Source organism: Psychrobacter sp. M13, assembly GCF_030718935.1.
Classification (GTDB): Bacteria; Pseudomonadota; Gammaproteobacteria; order Pseudomonadales; family Moraxellaceae; genus Psychrobacter; species Psychrobacter immobilis_G.
Map to the genome: position 1 here is coordinate 2,458,879 of NZ_CP132194.1, position 17,689 is coordinate 2,476,567.

The 17,689-nt window shown below is 41.4% G+C and carries 17 protein-coding genes; 10 read left to right on the forward strand and 7 right to left on the reverse strand.

Annotated features, from left to right (window positions below; genetic code table 11):
* The first annotated feature begins 214 nt into the window (after positions 1-214).
* Positions 215-1,075, forward strand: coding sequence for a hypothetical protein (locus Q9G97_RS10325; RefSeq protein ID WP_305898747.1), 861 nt, complete (start codon positions 215-217; stop codon positions 1,073-1,075).
* Between the two features lie 382 nt (positions 1,076-1,457).
* Here the strand turns inward: Q9G97_RS10325 and Q9G97_RS10330 are convergent, their stop codons facing one another.
* The gene (locus Q9G97_RS10330; protein ID WP_305898748.1) at positions 1,458-2,420 is read right to left on the reverse strand and encodes a lysozyme inhibitor LprI family protein; all 963 of its coding nucleotides are present in this window, start codon (positions 2,418-2,420) and stop codon (positions 1,458-1,460) included.
* 643 nt (positions 2,421-3,063) lie between these two features.
* Here Q9G97_RS10330 and Q9G97_RS10335 point away from each other — a divergent pair.
* The 3 genes from Q9G97_RS10335 (at position 3,064) to gorA (ending at position 5,830) form a co-directional block, all read left to right on the forward strand.
* Positions 3,064-3,864, forward strand: coding sequence for a threonine/serine exporter ThrE family protein (locus Q9G97_RS10335; protein WP_305900323.1), 801 nt, complete (start codon positions 3,064-3,066; stop codon positions 3,862-3,864).
* Position 3,865: 1 nt separating this feature from the next.
* Positions 3,866-4,318 (forward strand): threonine/serine exporter family protein, encoded by a 453-nt coding sequence (locus tag Q9G97_RS10340; protein ID WP_305898749.1) that lies wholly within the window; start codon positions 3,866-3,868, stop codon positions 4,316-4,318.
* A gap of 147 nt (positions 4,319-4,465) precedes the next feature.
* Positions 4,466-5,830 (forward strand): glutathione-disulfide reductase, encoded by a 1,365-nt coding sequence (gene gorA, locus Q9G97_RS10345; protein WP_305898750.1) that lies wholly within the window; start codon positions 4,466-4,468, stop codon positions 5,828-5,830.
* A 184-nt stretch (positions 5,831-6,014) separates the two neighbouring features.
* Here the strand turns inward: gorA and Q9G97_RS10350 are convergent, their stop codons facing one another.
* A complete protein-coding gene (locus Q9G97_RS10350) occupies positions 6,015-6,476 on the reverse strand; it encodes a DUF2846 domain-containing protein (protein WP_305898751.1) in 462 nt (153 codons plus the stop codon).
* Positions 6,477-6,717: 241 nt separating this feature from the next.
* Positions 6,718-7,074, reverse strand: coding sequence for a hypothetical protein (locus Q9G97_RS10355; RefSeq protein WP_305898752.1), 357 nt, complete (start codon positions 7,072-7,074; stop codon positions 6,718-6,720).
* Positions 7,075-7,298: 224 nt separating this feature from the next.
* Between Q9G97_RS10355 and Q9G97_RS10360 the strand changes: the two genes are divergently transcribed.
* Positions 7,299-7,520 carry a hypothetical protein gene (locus Q9G97_RS10360; protein ID WP_305898753.1) on the forward strand — a complete coding sequence of 74 codons (222 nt, stop codon included), beginning with the start codon at positions 7,299-7,301 and terminating at the stop codon, positions 7,518-7,520.
* 34 nt (positions 7,521-7,554) lie between these two features.
* Here the strand turns inward: Q9G97_RS10360 and Q9G97_RS10365 are convergent, their stop codons facing one another.
* Together Q9G97_RS10365 and Q9G97_RS10370 are read right to left on the reverse strand one after the other, a co-directional pair.
* Positions 7,555-8,187: a GNAT family N-acetyltransferase gene (locus Q9G97_RS10365; protein ID WP_305898754.1), complete on the reverse strand. Its 633-nt coding sequence runs from the start codon at positions 8,185-8,187 to the stop codon at positions 7,555-7,557.
* A gap of 110 nt (positions 8,188-8,297) precedes the next feature.
* Positions 8,298-9,905: an FAD-dependent oxidoreductase gene (locus tag Q9G97_RS10370; RefSeq protein WP_305898755.1), complete on the reverse strand. Its 1,608-nt coding sequence runs from the start codon at positions 9,903-9,905 to the stop codon at positions 8,298-8,300.
* Between the two features lie 388 nt (positions 9,906-10,293).
* Here Q9G97_RS10370 and truD point away from each other — a divergent pair, with 388 nt between their 5' ends.
* Entirely contained in the window at positions 10,294-11,451 is a 1,158-nt protein-coding gene (gene truD / locus Q9G97_RS10375; RefSeq protein ID WP_371747878.1) for a tRNA pseudouridine(13) synthase TruD, read from the forward strand.
* 18 nt (positions 11,452-11,469) lie between these two features.
* Here truD and Q9G97_RS10380 read toward each other — a convergent pair whose 3' ends face one another.
* Positions 11,470-12,915 carry a diguanylate cyclase gene (locus Q9G97_RS10380; protein WP_305898756.1) on the reverse strand — a complete coding sequence of 482 codons (1,446 nt, stop codon included), beginning with the start codon at positions 12,913-12,915 and terminating at the stop codon, positions 11,470-11,472.
* A 131-nt stretch (positions 12,916-13,046) separates the two neighbouring features.
* Complete coding sequence (locus tag Q9G97_RS10385; protein WP_305898757.1) at positions 13,047-13,922, reverse strand: PHP domain-containing protein; 876 nt, start codon at positions 13,920-13,922, stop codon at positions 13,047-13,049.
* A gap of 222 nt (positions 13,923-14,144) precedes the next feature.
* On the opposite strand from Q9G97_RS10385, the gene ispZ reads away from it, so the two are divergent.
* The 4 genes from ispZ to mnmC are packed head-to-tail and all read left to right on the forward strand — an operon-like array spanning position 14,145 to position 17,669.
* Positions 14,145-14,696 (forward strand): septation protein IspZ, encoded by a 552-nt coding sequence (gene ispZ / locus Q9G97_RS10390; protein ID WP_305898758.1) that lies wholly within the window; start codon positions 14,145-14,147, stop codon positions 14,694-14,696.
* Between the two features lie 59 nt (positions 14,697-14,755).
* The gene (locus Q9G97_RS10395; protein ID WP_201569943.1) at positions 14,756-15,073 is read left to right on the forward strand and encodes a YciI family protein; all 318 of its coding nucleotides are present in this window, start codon (positions 14,756-14,758) and stop codon (positions 15,071-15,073) included.
* On the forward strand, positions 15,070-15,519 hold the full coding sequence (locus tag Q9G97_RS10400) for a hypothetical protein (RefSeq protein WP_305898759.1): 450 nt from the start codon (positions 15,070-15,072) through the stop codon (positions 15,517-15,519). Before Q9G97_RS10395 ends, Q9G97_RS10400 begins: the two co-directional genes overlap by 4 nt.
* A 56-nt stretch (positions 15,520-15,575) precedes the next feature.
* Entirely contained in the window at positions 15,576-17,669 is a 2,094-nt protein-coding gene (mnmC, locus tag Q9G97_RS10405; RefSeq protein ID WP_305898760.1) for an FAD-dependent 5-carboxymethylaminomethyl-2-thiouridine(34) oxidoreductase MnmC, read from the forward strand.
* Positions 17,670-17,689 lie beyond the last annotated feature (20 nt).

Below are 17,689 nucleotides of genomic sequence, written 5' to 3' on the forward strand. Positions count from 1 at the left end.
ATTCTAAGTCTATGTAGCTAATTTTAAATTTTTCTTTTAAAAATATCTATTGTTATAATTAAACATTTATTAGAAACCTTACTACAAATAAAATATCATAGGTTATATAAATTTCCTAAAAATGGATTAAACTAAATATAGTCAATAGTAGAATATTACACACATCATCGACTCAAGAACTTACAATCTTGAATACCAAGATATAGGATGGGATTTGAAAATATTAAACGAACTTATTGAGATATTAGCTGATCATAATGCTGAATTGGACATGTGCCTGATCAAAGCTCAAATTCTAGCTCATAAGTTGAAAAACGAAGAGTTTAAAAAATGGGTAAATTACGAACTAAGAGGTTATCCATCTGATGTTAATTTACCCACCTATCGTATAATGAATTTAGTCCTTTTCGGAGATATATCAAATGGTTATCATCGCCATTTCGACTATCGTCTTCCCTTATCAAATTTATCTGATCAACAAATTAATAGATTGACTATAAGGAAGGTTGATGAAAGTGTCAGTTCAATTAAGGATTGGGCTAACATGGATAATCTTTCATTTTCTATTCCTACTGAAGCTTGTGCTATTTTCTCTGATGCACTTAATGGTTATTATGTTGAAAGAATTGAAGCTAAAGCTAGTAATGGTAAAGACATCTTAACGCAAATCCGTTCGAAGCTTTTAGAATATTGCCTGACTATTTCTAATGAATTTCCAGATGATATTGATTTAACTGACACAATAGATAAATCGGTTAAAGAGTTTAGTAATGAACAGTTCAAAATCATAGTTCAAGACAATGCAAATATTCATATCGGTGATACTCTGTCACAGGTATCTAATGATATGAGAATCAACATCGATAAAATACCATCTGAAGACGTTCAAGCATTGGTAAATGCAATAAACAAAGACAAAGCAGTTGACGAAATAAATGAAAAATCTTGGGGTGAAAATACGGAAAACTGGTATATAGATATGCTGAGGAGAGCTGGCACTGACTCTTGGGATATATCAAAAGCTACAGCAGCGGCAATTTTAGCTACTTTAATAGCTAAGTATGCTGGATTTTAGCCTGTAGTCGTAAGTTGAGTGGAGCTTGCAACCTTTAAAATCTTAACTTAAGATAAATCATTGATGGTAGAATGCTTAGCAATACCAAGAATATGACCATCAAGACGTAAGTTCCTTTTCTACCATTAACCTTACTTATGGATCTAGCCCGTAGGTTGTGTTAATGCAGAGAATTCAACAATCTAATATTAAGCGGAATAACTCGTTGGGTCTCATACTTCGACACCAACCTACAAAACAACTCTACAACTCATACCCAATCCATAGGTTGGCGTGGAGCTTGCGACACCCAAAATCGTAATTCATTGAAGACGCCTCAATCTGATATCGATCATATATTTTTTCATTCCATTGAATTAAAGACTAGGATATTTTGGTTTTGCTATAATAACTCTGGATAATCTTCTTCTAGTTCTTTAATTTTCCGTAGTGTAGTAGTATGCATACTCATAGAGTAAATCATAGGTTGCATAGAACCACCTTCAACTACGCTAGACTTATAATTCGCCTCGCTTTCGCGATATTTTTTCCATTTAAGTATAGACTCCTTAAATAAACCTTTATCAAAATCTAGCATGTCAGTAAAATCTTTATTTCTTAACTTACTGATATAACTTTCAAGCTTTATATCAATTTTATCGAACTCATTGTGTGCATGAATGTTCATGTCAGTTTGTGTTTCTGGGGCATCTGGATATAATTTAGACTGAATGAAATCAGTAGTATTTTCCAAAAATATTTTAGTGTTCGAAAATAGTTCCTGAATAAAATCTTCATTAATTTCTACCTTTGTCCCAAACTCATGACAAAATATATGTCTTAATTCAAATACAGTAACAACACTCTTTAGAATTTCATTAGCATTATTTTTAAAACTACTATTGATTAGTCTCTGTTCATCAAAAACACTTTGAGTTTCAAAATTATTTAGTTCATGTAGGAATTTTATTCCTAACAATATTGAGATATTATTATCAATATCACTTATATTATTGCAAGATAGTGTGTGCGAAATGAACTCACCAATTGTTAATTTTCTACTCTGAATAGCATTAACTATATTATAGTCAAATTTTTTATTTGAGTTATTGAATTTTTCGACATTATTCGAGTAAGGTTCTCCATAATCTATAATCTCTGCATATAGAGAGCGAAAAAGCCCTTCCATACAGGCAACCAGAGCTATAGGTATATATTTGAAAACTTCTTCACTTAAATGACCTTTATTAGAATTATTTTTCAGTAACTCTTGTAATGAGTAAAGTCTTAAATAAACCTGATGACTGTCCGCAAACTCATTTCTTGATTTTAACTCCATTATTTCTTTTATAGCATCTCTAGCCATCATAAAATCCTCATCGTAATGTAAATAACTTAATTTATCATACTTCTTCAAATGTAAAAAAATCAAGCTATTAGGTTAAGTTGACTAAGCAAAACTAACAAATTATATTACGCAAAATCATCTTGTTGAGTCTCGTTCCTCAACACCAACTTACTAATAATTTTGCGATTAAGTTATAAAGGTCGCCTTGAAACGCATTTTAGCCTCGATTGTAGCGGTTATCCTGCTCAATTAGACGAGTTGCGAGGACTAGGTTTTGGCTTGGCTACGCGGAGCAAGAGACAGGACAAACCGTAGCCTTCGCCTCGTATCAATGAGCAGATAGGAGCGAAAAGCGGGATTAGCTCCTACATCTATTGATCAAATCTCATATCTCGACACCAACCTAAAAACTCCCTACTCCTACCTTCGGCACTCGCCTACCTCATATCAATGACGCACAACGTTAAGCCTCTTAGCTGTGATTGATGACTAAGATAAACTTTCATCTTTCAGTTATTATCCATTCAAATGAGCGACGTTCTGTTTTACCTATGACATTTATAGGTTTATCCTTTAAAAAAGCCTCTTAAGTTGTGCTATCTTGAGCTTGTAACCCTTCTTACTATCTATAAATTTGATAGCTAACATGCCTAATGTGAAAATGAACTCTATTAGCTATATACAGCAACAGCGCATTACTCGACTATGCGTGCGCTGCGGATTACTACTGATGCAATATGGTGCTGAGTCTGCGGTGGTAGTTGACTTGTCCAAACGCTTAGGGATCGCCCTAGGTGTGAACAGTGTAGAGTGTTCGCTTAACTTTAATGCGCTAACCTTGACGACTATTTATAATGAGCGCTGTATCACCACTACGCGAGATACGGTCAATCAAAGTATTCATGTCAATCTACTGGTACAGATTCAGCAAATAGTCAATAAAACGGAAGCCGCTATAGATAACGATGCGCTCAACGGTAGATTAACTGAACTGACGACACTAGCCTTTGATGAGTTGGACAAGACCGTATATCCAGCGTGGCTAGTTAGTATATTTGTTGGGGCTTCTTGTGCTGCGTTTGCGTATCTCAATGGCGGTAGTTGGTCGATTACTGCTGTGACCTTTACAGCTGGTATGGTAGCGATGCTAACCCGTATTTATTTATCTAGGCATCATTTTAATGCTTTTATCGCCGTTATTGCGACGGCATTTATCGCCTCTTTAATTGGCGCGACCACTTATTATTTCGATGTGGGTAATAATGCTGATATTGCAGTCGCCTCTAGCGTTTTACTATTAGTACCCAGCTTTCCTTTGATTAATTCTTTTTCTGATATCTTAAAAGGCTATGTCAACATCGGCATTGGACGCGCTGTTTACACCTATATGTTGACCTTATCTGCTTGCGTTGGTATTGTTATGGCGCTAGTGCTACTAAGAATACAGCACTGGGGATTTTGAGATGTGGTTCATTGAAACTATTATTCTATCTTGCATCATTACCCTCGGTTGGACACTGATGTTCAACGTCCCTAAAAGGTATATTTTGCCTTGTTTATTGATGACTGCTTTTGGATTTGGATTAAAAACAGCGCTAGTGTACCAGCATGTTCATCTGGTGGTTGCCAGCTTCTTTGGTGCAATGCTTGCCAGCTTTTTGGGCGTGTATTTTTCTAAAAAATATACCCTACCGCCCAAAGCCCTCATCTCGCCAAGTGTCATTTGTATGATGCCCGGTATTGCCGCTTATAAGGCAATGGTCAGTATGGTACAGATTGGCTATTTTGGCTTTTCCGACGAATTATTTAGCCAAATGATGGTCTATTTATTTGAGGCGTTATTTGTCACCTCAGGACTGGTGCTAGGCTTGTCTATTCCTGGACTGTTATTTTATAGACGTCGTGCCATTGTTTAAAAGTGTGCTACCTCTATCCTAACACTGAGCACACTGAAACGCCTCACCTTACTTTAACGATAAATAGCATCTCAGATTAGCCACAACATTCATTACAACAGCACATCAACCATCACAGCAATAATAATTAAATACAGGGATCTCTTAATGACCAAACATTATGATTACATCGCCATTGGCGGCGGTAGCGGCGGTATTGGCTCGATTAACCGTGCGGCCAGCTTCGGAAAAAAATGCGCGATTATCGAAGCGGAGCAACTAGGCGGGACTTGCGTCAACTGGGGCTGCGTACCCAAAAAGGTGATGTGGTATGGCGCTCATGTCGCCGAAACCATTCATAAGTTCGCGCCAGACTACGGTTTTGATATTGAGCTAAAAGGTTTTGACTTTCAAAAGCTAGTACAAAGTCGCCAGCAATATATCGAGAATATTCACCGCGCTTACGATAATAATCTTGCCAAAAACGGCGTCGAAGTTATAAAAGGCTTTGCCAAGTTTGTCGATACCAATACCGTCGAGGTCAATGGCGAACATATTACCGCTGACCATATCTTAATCGCTACGGGTGGTCATCCTATCAAGCCCAATATCAAAGGCGCGGAGCACGGTATTGACTCGGATGGGTTTTTTAAATTAAATCATCTGCCAAAACGAGTGGCTATCGTAGGCGCAGGCTATATCGCGGTTGAGATCGCAGGCGTACTCAATAGTCTTGGCTCTGAAGTGCATCTGTATGTGCGCAAACACTCGCCACTACGCACCTTTGACCATACGATTGTCGAAACCTTATTGATAGAAATGGAGCAAGCGGGTATTCATTTGCATACCAATAGCTCAATAAGCGAGGTCAATAAAAACGCTGATGATAGCCTGAGCTTATCTATCAACGATGATAACGAAGATCATGTCGACACCGTAGACTGCTTAATTTGGGCGATAGGTCGTGCGCCCTCTATCGATAATATCAATCTGCAAGTGACAGGCGTTGCGACGACTGATGACGATAAAATCAAAGTCGATAAGTTTCAAAACACTAATGTCGATGGCATCTATGCGGTCGGTGATATTATTGAGAATAGTGTTGATTTGACCCCAGTAGCTATTGCGGCAGGTCGCAGGTTGTCGGAGCGCTTATTTAACGGCAAAACTGACGAGCATCTAAGTTATGAGTTGATCCCAACGGTTATCTTTACTCATCCGCCTATTGGCACGATTGGCTTATCTGAGATTGATGCTGTCAGTCAATTTGGTAAAGAGGCTATCAAATGCTATAGCTCGAGCTTTACTGATATGTTTAGTGCGGTCACTCAGCATCGACAAAAATGCACGATGAAGCTAGTGTGTTTAGGTGAAGATGAAAGGGTGATTGGCTTGCACGGTATTGGCTTTGGCGTTGACGAGATGATTCAAGGCTTTGCCGTGGCTATAAAGATGGGCGCGACGAAGGCGGACTTTGATAATACGGTTGCTATTCATCCGACGGGTTCAGAAGAGTTTGTGACAATGCGTTAGGCACTAGCTTATTGGCGCTACTCGCTGGATAGACTGTGGTTAACACTAGCTTATATGTTGATTAAAGCTTACAACAGTTAACCTACAAGCTGAACCATTAGTTTGATAACGATTAAAAAGGCGATAACTCAAAAGTTAACGTCTTTTTAATTGTTTAGAAGCTAGTAATAGAATCATCTAGTAACTATTTACTACACTTACCTTTAACTCCTAATTTTAAGTCACTGATATCTTGCTTCCCTTCTGCTTCAGGAACCAATTTTAAACCCGCACCACCAACAAATACACCTGGCTTAATATATTGTTTGATAAAATAATTTTGCCCTGCTTGCGTCTGCACGATCAAGTCATTAGGAGAGAATTCAGATTCAGTTGAGACTTTGTGTTCAGCGTTGCCTATAACTTCTTCATAAAAGAAAGTTCCTCGTGCGGTTTCACCAATACATTTATCATCCACCCATACATCTTTTTTTAATGCGCCGCCTACTACAGTAGCCTTTCGATAAATGTATAAGCCTGCATTGTTGGCAGAAGGCGTATTATACTGTTTGATTGCGCTCGTTACCTGAGCTTGTTCTGTAGGAACAGAAGCACAACCTGCAAACAAAACTGATATAGCAGTTAAAAAAACGAACTTCTTTAGCATATATTTCTTCCATAATTCATTTAATGTTAAAGTTTTTGGTAAGTGCTGATGAATTAATAAAAACAACAGTCTACTCAAAGCTAATACTTGACGTGAAGACTGAAATATAATCTAATCAATCAAAAGATACAAACTTTTATATTCAAAATCTTATTATTTTATAAACTAATACTATTGCCTATAAAAAAAGCACTATAAAGTGCTTATGCTCTTTCGTTAAAAATACTAAGTTTTTAAAGAATTACAGCGTCAAGACCCACTTACCATCACTATCTTTGACTTTAAAATTACCCTTATCAGTGCGACTATTGCCATCGATAGTTTGAGTCACATCAGCGCTGCATAGATACGTATTATCGCCCTCAGCCACGTCACAGCTGACATTTTCCACTTTGTCCAGTTTAGGTATCATGCCGCTCATTGCCTTCACCATCTCAGCATTTCCCGCTTGCGCCATTACATCGTCCATCATGCTATTAGCTTGATCGTATTGGCCTTGAATAAGACCTTCAACGTCACTCTCAGATGGACCATTAGAGCAAGCAGCAACTAACGGCGTTAACACTAGCAAAAACCCTAGCTTTTTCAAATTTCTCATAATAACCTCAACGAGTAATAAGTGTATTTCATAAACAATGGTTCGAACTATACCTAATTGATTAGCAAAAGTCAGCTCAACTAATTAATATTTGTTCATTACTATAAGCGCCCAGTACTATGCGTAATGAAAAACAATGCTTCGTGAAAAATAATAGCGGCTACAGACAGTAGAATAGCGATACTGTTATGATGCTAGTCATACGGTTGGTTAAGAGACAAAAAATGGCAATATGGCAAATATATTTATTCATTCTACCCATTGGCCTAGGTATTATGACTTTGGTCGCCAGCCTCATGTGCCTATTCGCTTATCTAACAGCCAACGAAAATGCTACGCGCTTGCCTGCGCTTAAGTGGTTTAAACGCTTACTGGTGGTAGCGTTTTTATTATTAAGTATAGGGTTTTTCCTAACCTTTGGGCATTTTTGGGGTAGGAATCGTTAGTTAATAGATAATGGCTAGTTAATAAAGGATACATTTATTCTAATTTGGCTGATACTTTCTCTAACTCTAATAACTGCAAATCTTGACGCTTTGGCTCACCATTATTACCATCATCTGGAAACGGCATTTTATTGCCATTCAACTGATAGCCACGGCGCTGATAGTAAGCCAATAACTCAGGTCGATGGCTTAAAATAGACATGGTAAGACGAGCAGGTTTTTCATCGTACGACTGTGTGCTTGATTGCAAGTGCCTTGCTGCAAAAGTCTCAGCGGCCTCTAAAATTATATTACCAACGCCCTGCCCCTGCAGCTCTGGATGTACTGCAAACATGCCGATATAGGCTTTATTGTAATAGTCGCTTTTAGTTTGATCATCTCTATTTAAGTTGGCATCGACTTTTATATCGACCGCAATACAACCCAATAGCTTACCAGTCTCGATACCATCGCGAGCACCGTTCGTGGTTTTTGGATAAACGAATAGGTAGTGTTTTGGATTATCGATGACGCTTGCCAGCTCGGCTTGAGTGATACGAATGCCACCGACCAAATCTGCTTCATTGGTCCAACCTTCCGTCTGCCGATAGCAGAGGTTTAATAACTGTTCGAGTGCGTCAATATCATCCGCTTTGGCTTGTCGTAAAAACACATTATCATTATTCATATTATTATCTTCTTTATTATAAAAACAATAAAAAGGCCACCAAAAATTTTGGCAGCCTTTATAGTAGCTTGCTCTATCTTAACTTTCTACATTATTCTAATAAATTTAGTTTAGCGCGATAACGCTTGAGCTTGAGCAATAATATCAAATCCTGCATTGATCTGTGCCCTTGTTGGTGCAATCCCGCGACGTAGCAGCTCACTAAAGGCAACCAGTTCTTGATCACGGCCTAAAGTGCTGGCTGCTGTAGCACGACTGTCTTCGCCTTCATCATCAAAATAATATTCGATATAGTTGAGCGCATCAGGCTTACCGAACAATATATTATGATCAGGGGTTGTCGCATGACCTGAATAACGCAAGCTTTTGCCGTATTGCATCGTCCAAAAGAAAGGTATGCGCGACTCTAATGACTCAACGCTATCGTCTTGCAGTATTGCAGCGGCAGTGACTAAACCGTGTTGCATGGCCACACGCCAGTGCTCGATACGCAGGCGTCCCAATTGACCGTCAGCTTTGGCGATATCGCCTAAGGCATAGACGCCATTACGCAGTTGTAAGTGACTATCAACTTGCACGCCATCAGGATCGTTGACCTCAGCGAGAAGCTCAGTCCGTGGTGATACGCCTGTGCCTAAAACAACCATATCAGCGTCTAATTGCGTGCCGTCTGCTAAGGTAACACCACTGACTTGTTTATTATCATTAGTAATAGTATTGACCGTGTCACCTAAAATAAAAGTAATGCCATTATCCTCATGTAGCTTGATCAGGGCATTGCTGACTGTCTCTGAGACGATGTTTTCCATAACCCGATTGGTCTGACCAATCACAGTAATAGAAGTAGGCGTGCCTGCTTGCGACAGCGCTGAGGCGACCTCCATACCAATAAAACCAGTACCGACGATCACTATATTCTTATCGTGACTGGCCGCTTTGATGGCTTTGGCATCCTCCATACTGCGTAACGTATAAACGCCATCAGATTCAGCACCTTTGATAGGTGGCACGATAGGCTCGCTGCCCGTCGCCACGACTAAGTAATCAGCGCTTATATTTTGGCTTGTATCGTTTGTATCATTAATAACGACAGTGCGCTCGTTTGGTAACACTGCGCTGACGGTTTGATTTAAGCGCACCTCAATGTTATTTTTCTGTGCCCAATCTGCGCCGCCAAGTAGGAGTTTTTCTTCTGGCATATTCCCTGCTAAGAATGCCTTAGATAACAGCGGTCTATTATAAGGCGCACTGCGCTCTTTAGTAATCAAGGTAATCTGTCCACCATAGCCGCTATTGCGCAACTGATGTGCCGTCATAAAGCCTGCACCGCCACCGCCGACGATCAGAGTATGAGTATCACTGAGTTTATTATTTTCAACGGCTTTATTAAGAGTCACTGCGGTATTGACCGTCAGGCTATCGCCGTTATCCGTCAGCTCATACTGAGTCAGTCCGTGGGTCGCTATTGGCTCCAAAAGCGATCCATCTGTACTATCAAAAGTGGCGTGATGCCAAGGACAGACGACGCGGTTGCCACAACGTAGTCCTGTACCCAAATCTGCACCTGCATGAGGACATTTACCATCAAAGGCATGAAAGGTATTGTCATCACGGGTAATTAAAATGATACTATCGTCGTCTTGTTTATACGACTTCATTCCGCCGTCCATAATGTCGACTTTATCGATAGTAATAGTATGAATGGTCTGATCAGTCATGAGTTATCCTTAACGTTGCGATTGCTAGCTGATGAATTCAAGGCTGGCTTTTGTCAAATATTAGCGGTTATTTAGGGCGTACTTAATCACAGATTATTAAGTTACGCTTTTGACGCTGTATTCACATATAAGTATTTTTAAAAGTATGGTCTTATTGATAATAGCAAGAGCAAGGCGCTTGCGATGTTTTATTGTATATCTAGCGCGTTGCAAAACGTAACACCTCGTTTTTTGGCTATAATCGTAACTATAAAAGCACTACTCTTTAAATTATGACTTTTTGAATAATAACTTTTAATAAATGAGCCCTCAACACAACATCTTTTAAAACAGCAATATTTAAAATCGACTTTATACCAACTCCTACCCTCTATTAAATGACTTCTTTATGACTATGACCAGCGCGCCCTCTTTTGACAATAACGAGATTGATTTTGCGGCTATCACTGATACCTCAAAGTTGCCACAGCCTACTATGCCACCTCTTAGACAGGCGACTTATAAAGCAGTCCCTGAGGACTTTGTAGTCAATGAAATACTTGAGCTGGACTTTACGGGCGAAGGCGAGCATCTATGGTTGCATATTCAAAAGTCTGGCATCAATACGGCTTATTTGGCCAAGTTGTTGTCAGAATGGGCGGATATCCCGCTACGTGATGTGGGTTACTCAGGGCTCAAAGATCGTCAGGCGCTGACGACGCAGTGGTTTAGCCTGCGGATACCAAAAAAGCAATTGCCAGAGTCTGAGTTTGTGCCGACAGATATTAGCGACAACGAGTCGGTCATTATCCTCGCCCAACACTGGCATAATAAAAAGCTCAATCGTGGTACGCATAGGGCCAATCAATTTATCATCACCTTGCGTGATATTGAATTGGCAAGTGACGATAAGTCATCTGTAGAGCAGCATTTAACCAATATAAGTACCACGGGCGTACCCAATTATTTTGGCCCACAGCGTTTTGGATGGAATGGCAATAATATTAGAGAAGCATTGTCTTTGTTTGCACGTCCAGTACCAGAGAACCGACCGCAGTCAAAGAAGAGCAAACGCAAACGTGCACCGCGCGAGCAAAACTCAATGGAGCTCTCCGCTGCTCGTAGCCTAATATTTAATGAGATACTTGCAGCGCGAGTGCGTGATGGTAGCTGGAATACTGGACTGGCAGGAGAAGTGTTCAATCTTGATGGATCAGGATCTATATTTGCCGCTGAGCAGCTGGACGATACATTACGCGCGCGCCTTGCTAGTGGCGATATCCATCCAACCGCAGTGATGTGGGGTACAAGTAACGATAAGGTGACCAGCGCAGCGGCTGACATCGAAAACGATACCGTTCAGCACAGTGTTTTATTATTACAACTGGCAACAGGTCTGGAGCAACGTGAAATTAAAGCGCAAAGGCGAGCGCTACGTTTGCCGATAGAAGCATTAACATGGCGCTGGATGGATGAGCAGACTTTGGTGTTAGATTTCACCCTAACCACGGGGAGCTTTGCCACTAGCGTATTGGCAAGTCTAGTACAGAACTTACAGAGCGCTTAAAACGATTATAAAGACCGCTTAAACCTGATAACTCGGCCGCGTCATAGCCTGTACGTCAATCAGCTCATTAGCGCTTACGACCTGATTGCGATTGCGTGCTTTGGCTACATAGAGAGCTTCATCAGCTAGGTTGATGAGGCATTGACAAACGCGATCCGGTAAAAGTTGTGCCTCTGTCGCCTGCACTGTTTTGGTACTTCTCAACCTAAATAACGGTACTGTACGACGATTTTGAGGGGTTACCTGCGTTGTCGCCTCTGCAAATTCTTGCTTAATACGATCTCGTTCTGCCGCGCTAAACGTATATAACCCTAGACTGGCGGTGACTTGAAAACTTGGCTTATTACAGGTTTGTACCACATGACTACTAATATTACCTCGTAGCGTCTCAGCGATAGCCATCGCTTCTTTATGAGTCGTATCAGGCAGTATAATCAAAAATTCTTCACCACCATAACGGCTGACGCTGTCTAAATCTAATGTATTCTTTAGTATTGACGCCACTTCGCGTAATACTTGATCCCCTACTTGATGACCATAATTATCATTAATGTCTTTAAAAAAATCTAAATCAAGCAAAATAACACTATAGTCCTGATTATCAGGCAATGCATCTAGTGTTTGCTGCATTTGCGTCAGACTATATCGACGATTATATAGAGTAGTCAGCTCATCTTGAGTGGCATGCTTTACGATTTCTCTTTTACTATCGTCTAAGATGAGGAGCAGCATGCGAAAGGCGTAGACAATAAAAATAGCTTTAGGAAGCGCCAAATATATGTGGGTCAAACGCCAAAAAAAGGTAGAGGAGCGTTGTATCTGATTAAAGCCCTCCCAACCTAATGCTTCATTCTTGTACAAGGAGGCGGCAATAGCATTTTCGATAACCATGATTTCGTTATAGCTTAGATAGCTAAAAGTATCGAGCATCGGATAGGTAATAGTCAGTTGGCGCAGATTAGGCAAAAGAATACCAGAATAAGGCGAAATAATAGCCAACAAAACCAGTGCAATTTGTGTCAAAAACATATACCAAACGTACTGGCGTTTAATTAACATCATGCTAAGCACTGCACCACCGACCAATGACACGCCTGCGAACAAGCTACTATAGCCCATCATTACTATGACGACGGTTAAGTAGATCGTATAAGGGACAATTAAGATAATTTGCCACTTATACAAGTCTTTCTTATTATCTTTGATACGGGCTAACTTCCCTATCATCCACCAAAAAAACAAAGCCGCGACAGTAACTCCTATCCATAGGGGATACAAAAGATGTATATAGACATAATCATCAATCGCATCCTGACGTATCCAAGCTAACAGACACCATAGCCAGTGTGCCGTCACTTCTATAGTGATAAACAAAGCTAGTAGTGACGCCTTATCCGCAGCGTGCCACTCAAAAATTATTTTTGAGAGCTTTTTATAGCCGAGCTGATAGGTTGGGGTGGTCATATAAGCGCTACTGTATTTGTTTTCTTAAGGAAGTGTTACTGTACTTTACAGATAAAGTGTGCCGATTTATATAGGAATTAGCAATAGTATATTTAATGTTCATTTATTCTAACGAAGAAGTAGTCAATAGTTTATGGCGTAAAAGACTGCCAAATACCTTGTTGCTCTGAGCTTATAGTTGGTACGTCACCAATACGACGCCACGGCATAGTGCTACCATGAAAGTCACTACCCGTTGATACTGCTAAACCATGCTCAGCGATACTGCGATCAACCATTCTACGTGTGCTGGTCGGCTCACTATCTGCGGGCAGCTCGCAACCATCACCGCCGAGCGCAGCAAACTCCTCAATGAGCTTACGTACCCGAGTTGCCGATAGCTGATAGCGGGTGGCATGTGCTAATACTGCTCTACCGCCGCAAGCATGGATAAGCTCAATGGCATCCGCCATACTCAAGGCATCGATAGCGACATAAGCCGCCTTGTTATCTGCCAAATACTTATCAAAGGCTTTTTGTACGGTTTTGACTTCTCCGCGCTCAAACAGTACTTGACCGATATGTGCCCGCCCTACTGCTTGCGGATTGTTGCCAGCCTTAGTGAGTATCTGTTGCCAAAGCTCATCATAGTCGATAGCTAACAGCTCACTCAGCTTTTCGGCAATGCGTTGACCGCGCGTCGCTCGGCTGTCTTGTAAGTGCTGTAAGGTCTCATGCATACGCGCCCGATCTGTAAAATCAAGTCCTAGCACATGGATGATCTTAGTAGTGGATTTGTTTTTGCCATAACCGCCGCTCAACGTATGCTCACAGCTGATTTCGACGCCATTAATCAGTTGCATATTATGAGATTTGGCCGCAATTCTTGCTTCATCGATGCCCAGCAAGGTATCATGATCCGTTAAAGCAAGTACCGTCACGCCAGCGCTATGTGCGCGGTTGACGACTTCTGTCGGCGAAAAAGTGCCATCAGAGCGCGTACTATGACAATGCAGATCGATTTTCATGGGTTTGGCCTTATGTAGTGATAGTTATTTCAGGATTTATTAGGGTTCTTCAAGGTATATAGTGTCGCTAGGAATGCTTATGTGCATACCAGCGCTCGTATTACTGTATTTACATGCGTTACGTTATTATAATAGATAATGATTATAGCCGCTGTTTGCTTTTTTTTAGCCTCGTTGCAGTGTAAACTACCGCATACGTTTTTGTAGGATATTTTAGCTGATATGAAAGCCTTATTAGACTTCATTCCCTTGATTGCATTCTTTATTGTGGCGCGTCAAAACGGTATTTTGGCTGCCGCTGGTGCGTTGCTCATTGCCACAATTATTGTTTATGCTATTCACTTTGCTCGGCAAAAGGGCAAATTAGATAAACAGCAGTGGGTGGTACTGTTATTGACTATTGTTTTTTGTGGCGGAACCTTGCTGTTGCGCGATGATATCTATTTGCGCTGGAAGTCCCCTATTATCAATGGTGTTTTTGCGCTGACTTTATTGATAAGCGCCGCGATCAATAAGCCTTTGATGCGCTTAGCGATGAAAGATGTCTTTAATCTGACCATGAGCGGCTGGAAAAAGCTGACGGTCGCATGGGCGTTATTTTTTGCCATGATGGGTATACTGCATTATATTACCGCATTTACGATGTCCGATGAGGCATGGATCAACTTCAAAACCTATGGCTGGATTCCGATTATGCTAGTGTTTGTGGTTGCTCAGTTTATAGTACTAAAAAAACACCTTAATCCTGCGTTAACCGATAAAACGGCTAAATAAACAGTCGCGCTTATCATTTAGAGTTTTATTACTTATACCTTCAATACTAAGGAATAAAAATGCCATCATTTGCCATTATTGGTCATGACGTCGCTCATAGTAGCGCGCAACGTAAGCTAACTCGTGCTGAGCATGTCGCACGCCTGCAAGCTCTTGATAGTGAACAGCGCTTACTACTTGCAGGTCCAACGCCTATTACGCACGGCGAAGCTGAGATGTCAGGCAGTATTGTCATCGCTGACTTTGACTCTTTAGAGGCTGCGCAAGCATGGGCAGCAGATGAGCCGTACCTGCGCGATGGGGTGTACAGCCATGTTGATATCAAGCCCTTTATTCATGTGCTACCTAAAGCTACAGACGAAGGCGCATCATCGTGAGTCAGCTGTTATTCCTTGTTATCCAAAATTGTAAAAGTATTATTACAATCACTGCTACAAGCATTTTATCCAGCCTACTGTTACTGGTGACTATCTCAGCGCAGGCATTGCCACTGCTACCTGTGGATGAGTCCTTGACTCCAACATCACCTGTGGTGATTCGTGACAATACAGCTCAAGCTACAGGTGCGATAGATACTATCGATAATACTTTAGCGGCACAATTAAAACCCTCTAATGAAGCGCTATCAGCGGCCAATCAAAAACTGCTGACCCAAAATGCACAGTTGCAGCGCCAAGCCAATGACTTGCAAACTCAAGTCAATGTCTTAGTTTATGAGAGTCAAGGACAGCTATTTTTATATGGCGCTTTTACGGTATTAATTAGCTTATTGGTCGGTATATTTGTCTCGTGGCTGGTATTTGTACGCCGCGAGCGTTGGTAGCTGTCCGCCTCAAAACCTAAACGTCTCAAAACCTAAGCTAAGTGCTATGAGTTTTTATGTCTAAACCTAACCGTCGTGAGCGGCAAGATCAAAACAATATAGCTGACGATCATAAGCGTATTATGCCCGCTATTATCGACTGGCAAATCGATGATAGCGGTAATAGTGTGCCCGTATCGCGTGAGTTTGGCGATGTCTATTTTTCTCATGCGGATGGTTTAGCTGAGTCACGCTATGTGTTTATTGATGGCAATAATCTACCTGAACGCTTAGCACAGCTAAAAGCGCAGCAGAGCTTTACTATCAGCGAGCTGGGCTTTGGTACGGGGCTTAATTTGCTCGCTGTTTGGCAGCTATGGCGACAACTGCGTAATACCAATCCGCATCTGGCAACGGCTCGCTTGCATTTTATTACTACTGAAATGCACCCGATAGCGCTTACGGACTTAACTCAAATCTTAGGATTATGGGCGACACGCGCACCTGAGCTTAGGGATTTAATTGAGCAGCTACTAGCCAACTATCCTACTCTTATCGCAGGCGCGCATCGGATTAACTTTATCACAGATAATGTTACTGTCGATATTTGGCTCGGCGACGCAAGCGAGAGCTTAGCTAAATTAGCAACTGACATAGCTGGTCAAAACAGCACTAATCAAAGTAGTGCAAAAATCGATGCATGGGTTTTAGATGGTTTTGCCCCTTCTTGCAATGAGTCGCTGTGGGCGCAGTCTATCTTTGCACAGATGCAGCGCTTATCAGGACTAGGCTCAAGCGCAGCCACTTATAGCTGTGCAGGCGTGGTCAAACGTGGTTTGCAAAGCGCGGGCTTTACCATCAAAAAGATTAAAGGCTTTGGCCGTAAAAACGAGATGCTAACAGCAGTCGTGCAAGACGCTATGTTGATAGAGAATTTGCCATTAAGTAACCCTTTATCTGCTGCAATAAAAAATCTCGAACACAGCATCGTTATTGGCGCTGGCGTTTCAGGGCTGATGACGGCATGGTCGCTTGCTAATCGTGGTATTAAAGTCACTTTACTCGATAAAACAGCACCGTTGGCAGGTGCATCAGGCAATCCACGTGCCCTACTCGCACCAAAGATGACCCCTATTCATCATGTCGATGAGCACCTGCATACTATCGGCTATTTATATAGCTGCCGCCTTTATCGTCAGTTCAATGACTGCCTATTAAAAGATGATGCCGCTTACGCCAATATCGCACCCATATTAAAACCCACAGGCGCACTTGATTTGCTGATAAAAGCTAATGTCAACGTCGAGCAAATTGCAGACTACCCTGATGATTTGGCAACTACGCTGAGCATTGCTCAAGCGCAAGACGCTACCAATCTTACCGAGCAAGATTTAGCTGATAATCTCTATCTACCGCAGTCGGGCTTAGTCAATCCACAGGCATTAAAAGAGATCGTACTTAGGCATCCGTTAATTAATTTTCAGCAATTAGCAGTCTCTGCCATTCGCGAGACTGCATCAAAAGTCTGGGTTGAGGGTTTAAGTAATGGTAATGAGCAAAGCATAACTATCGAGGCGGATAACGTAGTGATTTGTGCCGCTTTTGAGAGTCATTATATAGACGAGCGTATTTTTGATTGCCGTAAGATACGCGGGCAATTATCTTGGTTTACGCCGACCGTAGCTCAATGGCAAAAACTACCAAAACTACCCCTTAAGTACAGTGGTTACTGTGCGCCTTTTACCGCACAAGCTGGTGATGCTCAGCTTAATAATGTTAATGAGGGTCAGCCGCAATTATTATTAGGGGCAAGCTTTGTGCGCAATGACATCAGCACTGCTATCAAAGATAATGAGCACCAAGTCAGCCGCAATAAGTTGATTGCCGCTATTCCTGAACTGGCAGCGGTCATCTCAGAAGATACTAGTGGCTGGCAGGCGCGCGCCGGTGTCCGTACCCAAACCCCTGATTACCATCCTATATTAGGACAAGTGGCAACAAACAGTCGTGTTTGGACGCTAACCGCTATGGGTGCAAAGGGCTATGCCTACGCCCCTATCTGTGCAGAGGTCTTAACCGATATGATGCTGGGCAATTTTGCGCCTATATCTACTGCTATGCTCGCCAGATTATTGCCACAACGTACGAGATTGCAGACACCGTTAGCTTAAAAACATGAGAATATTTTTAC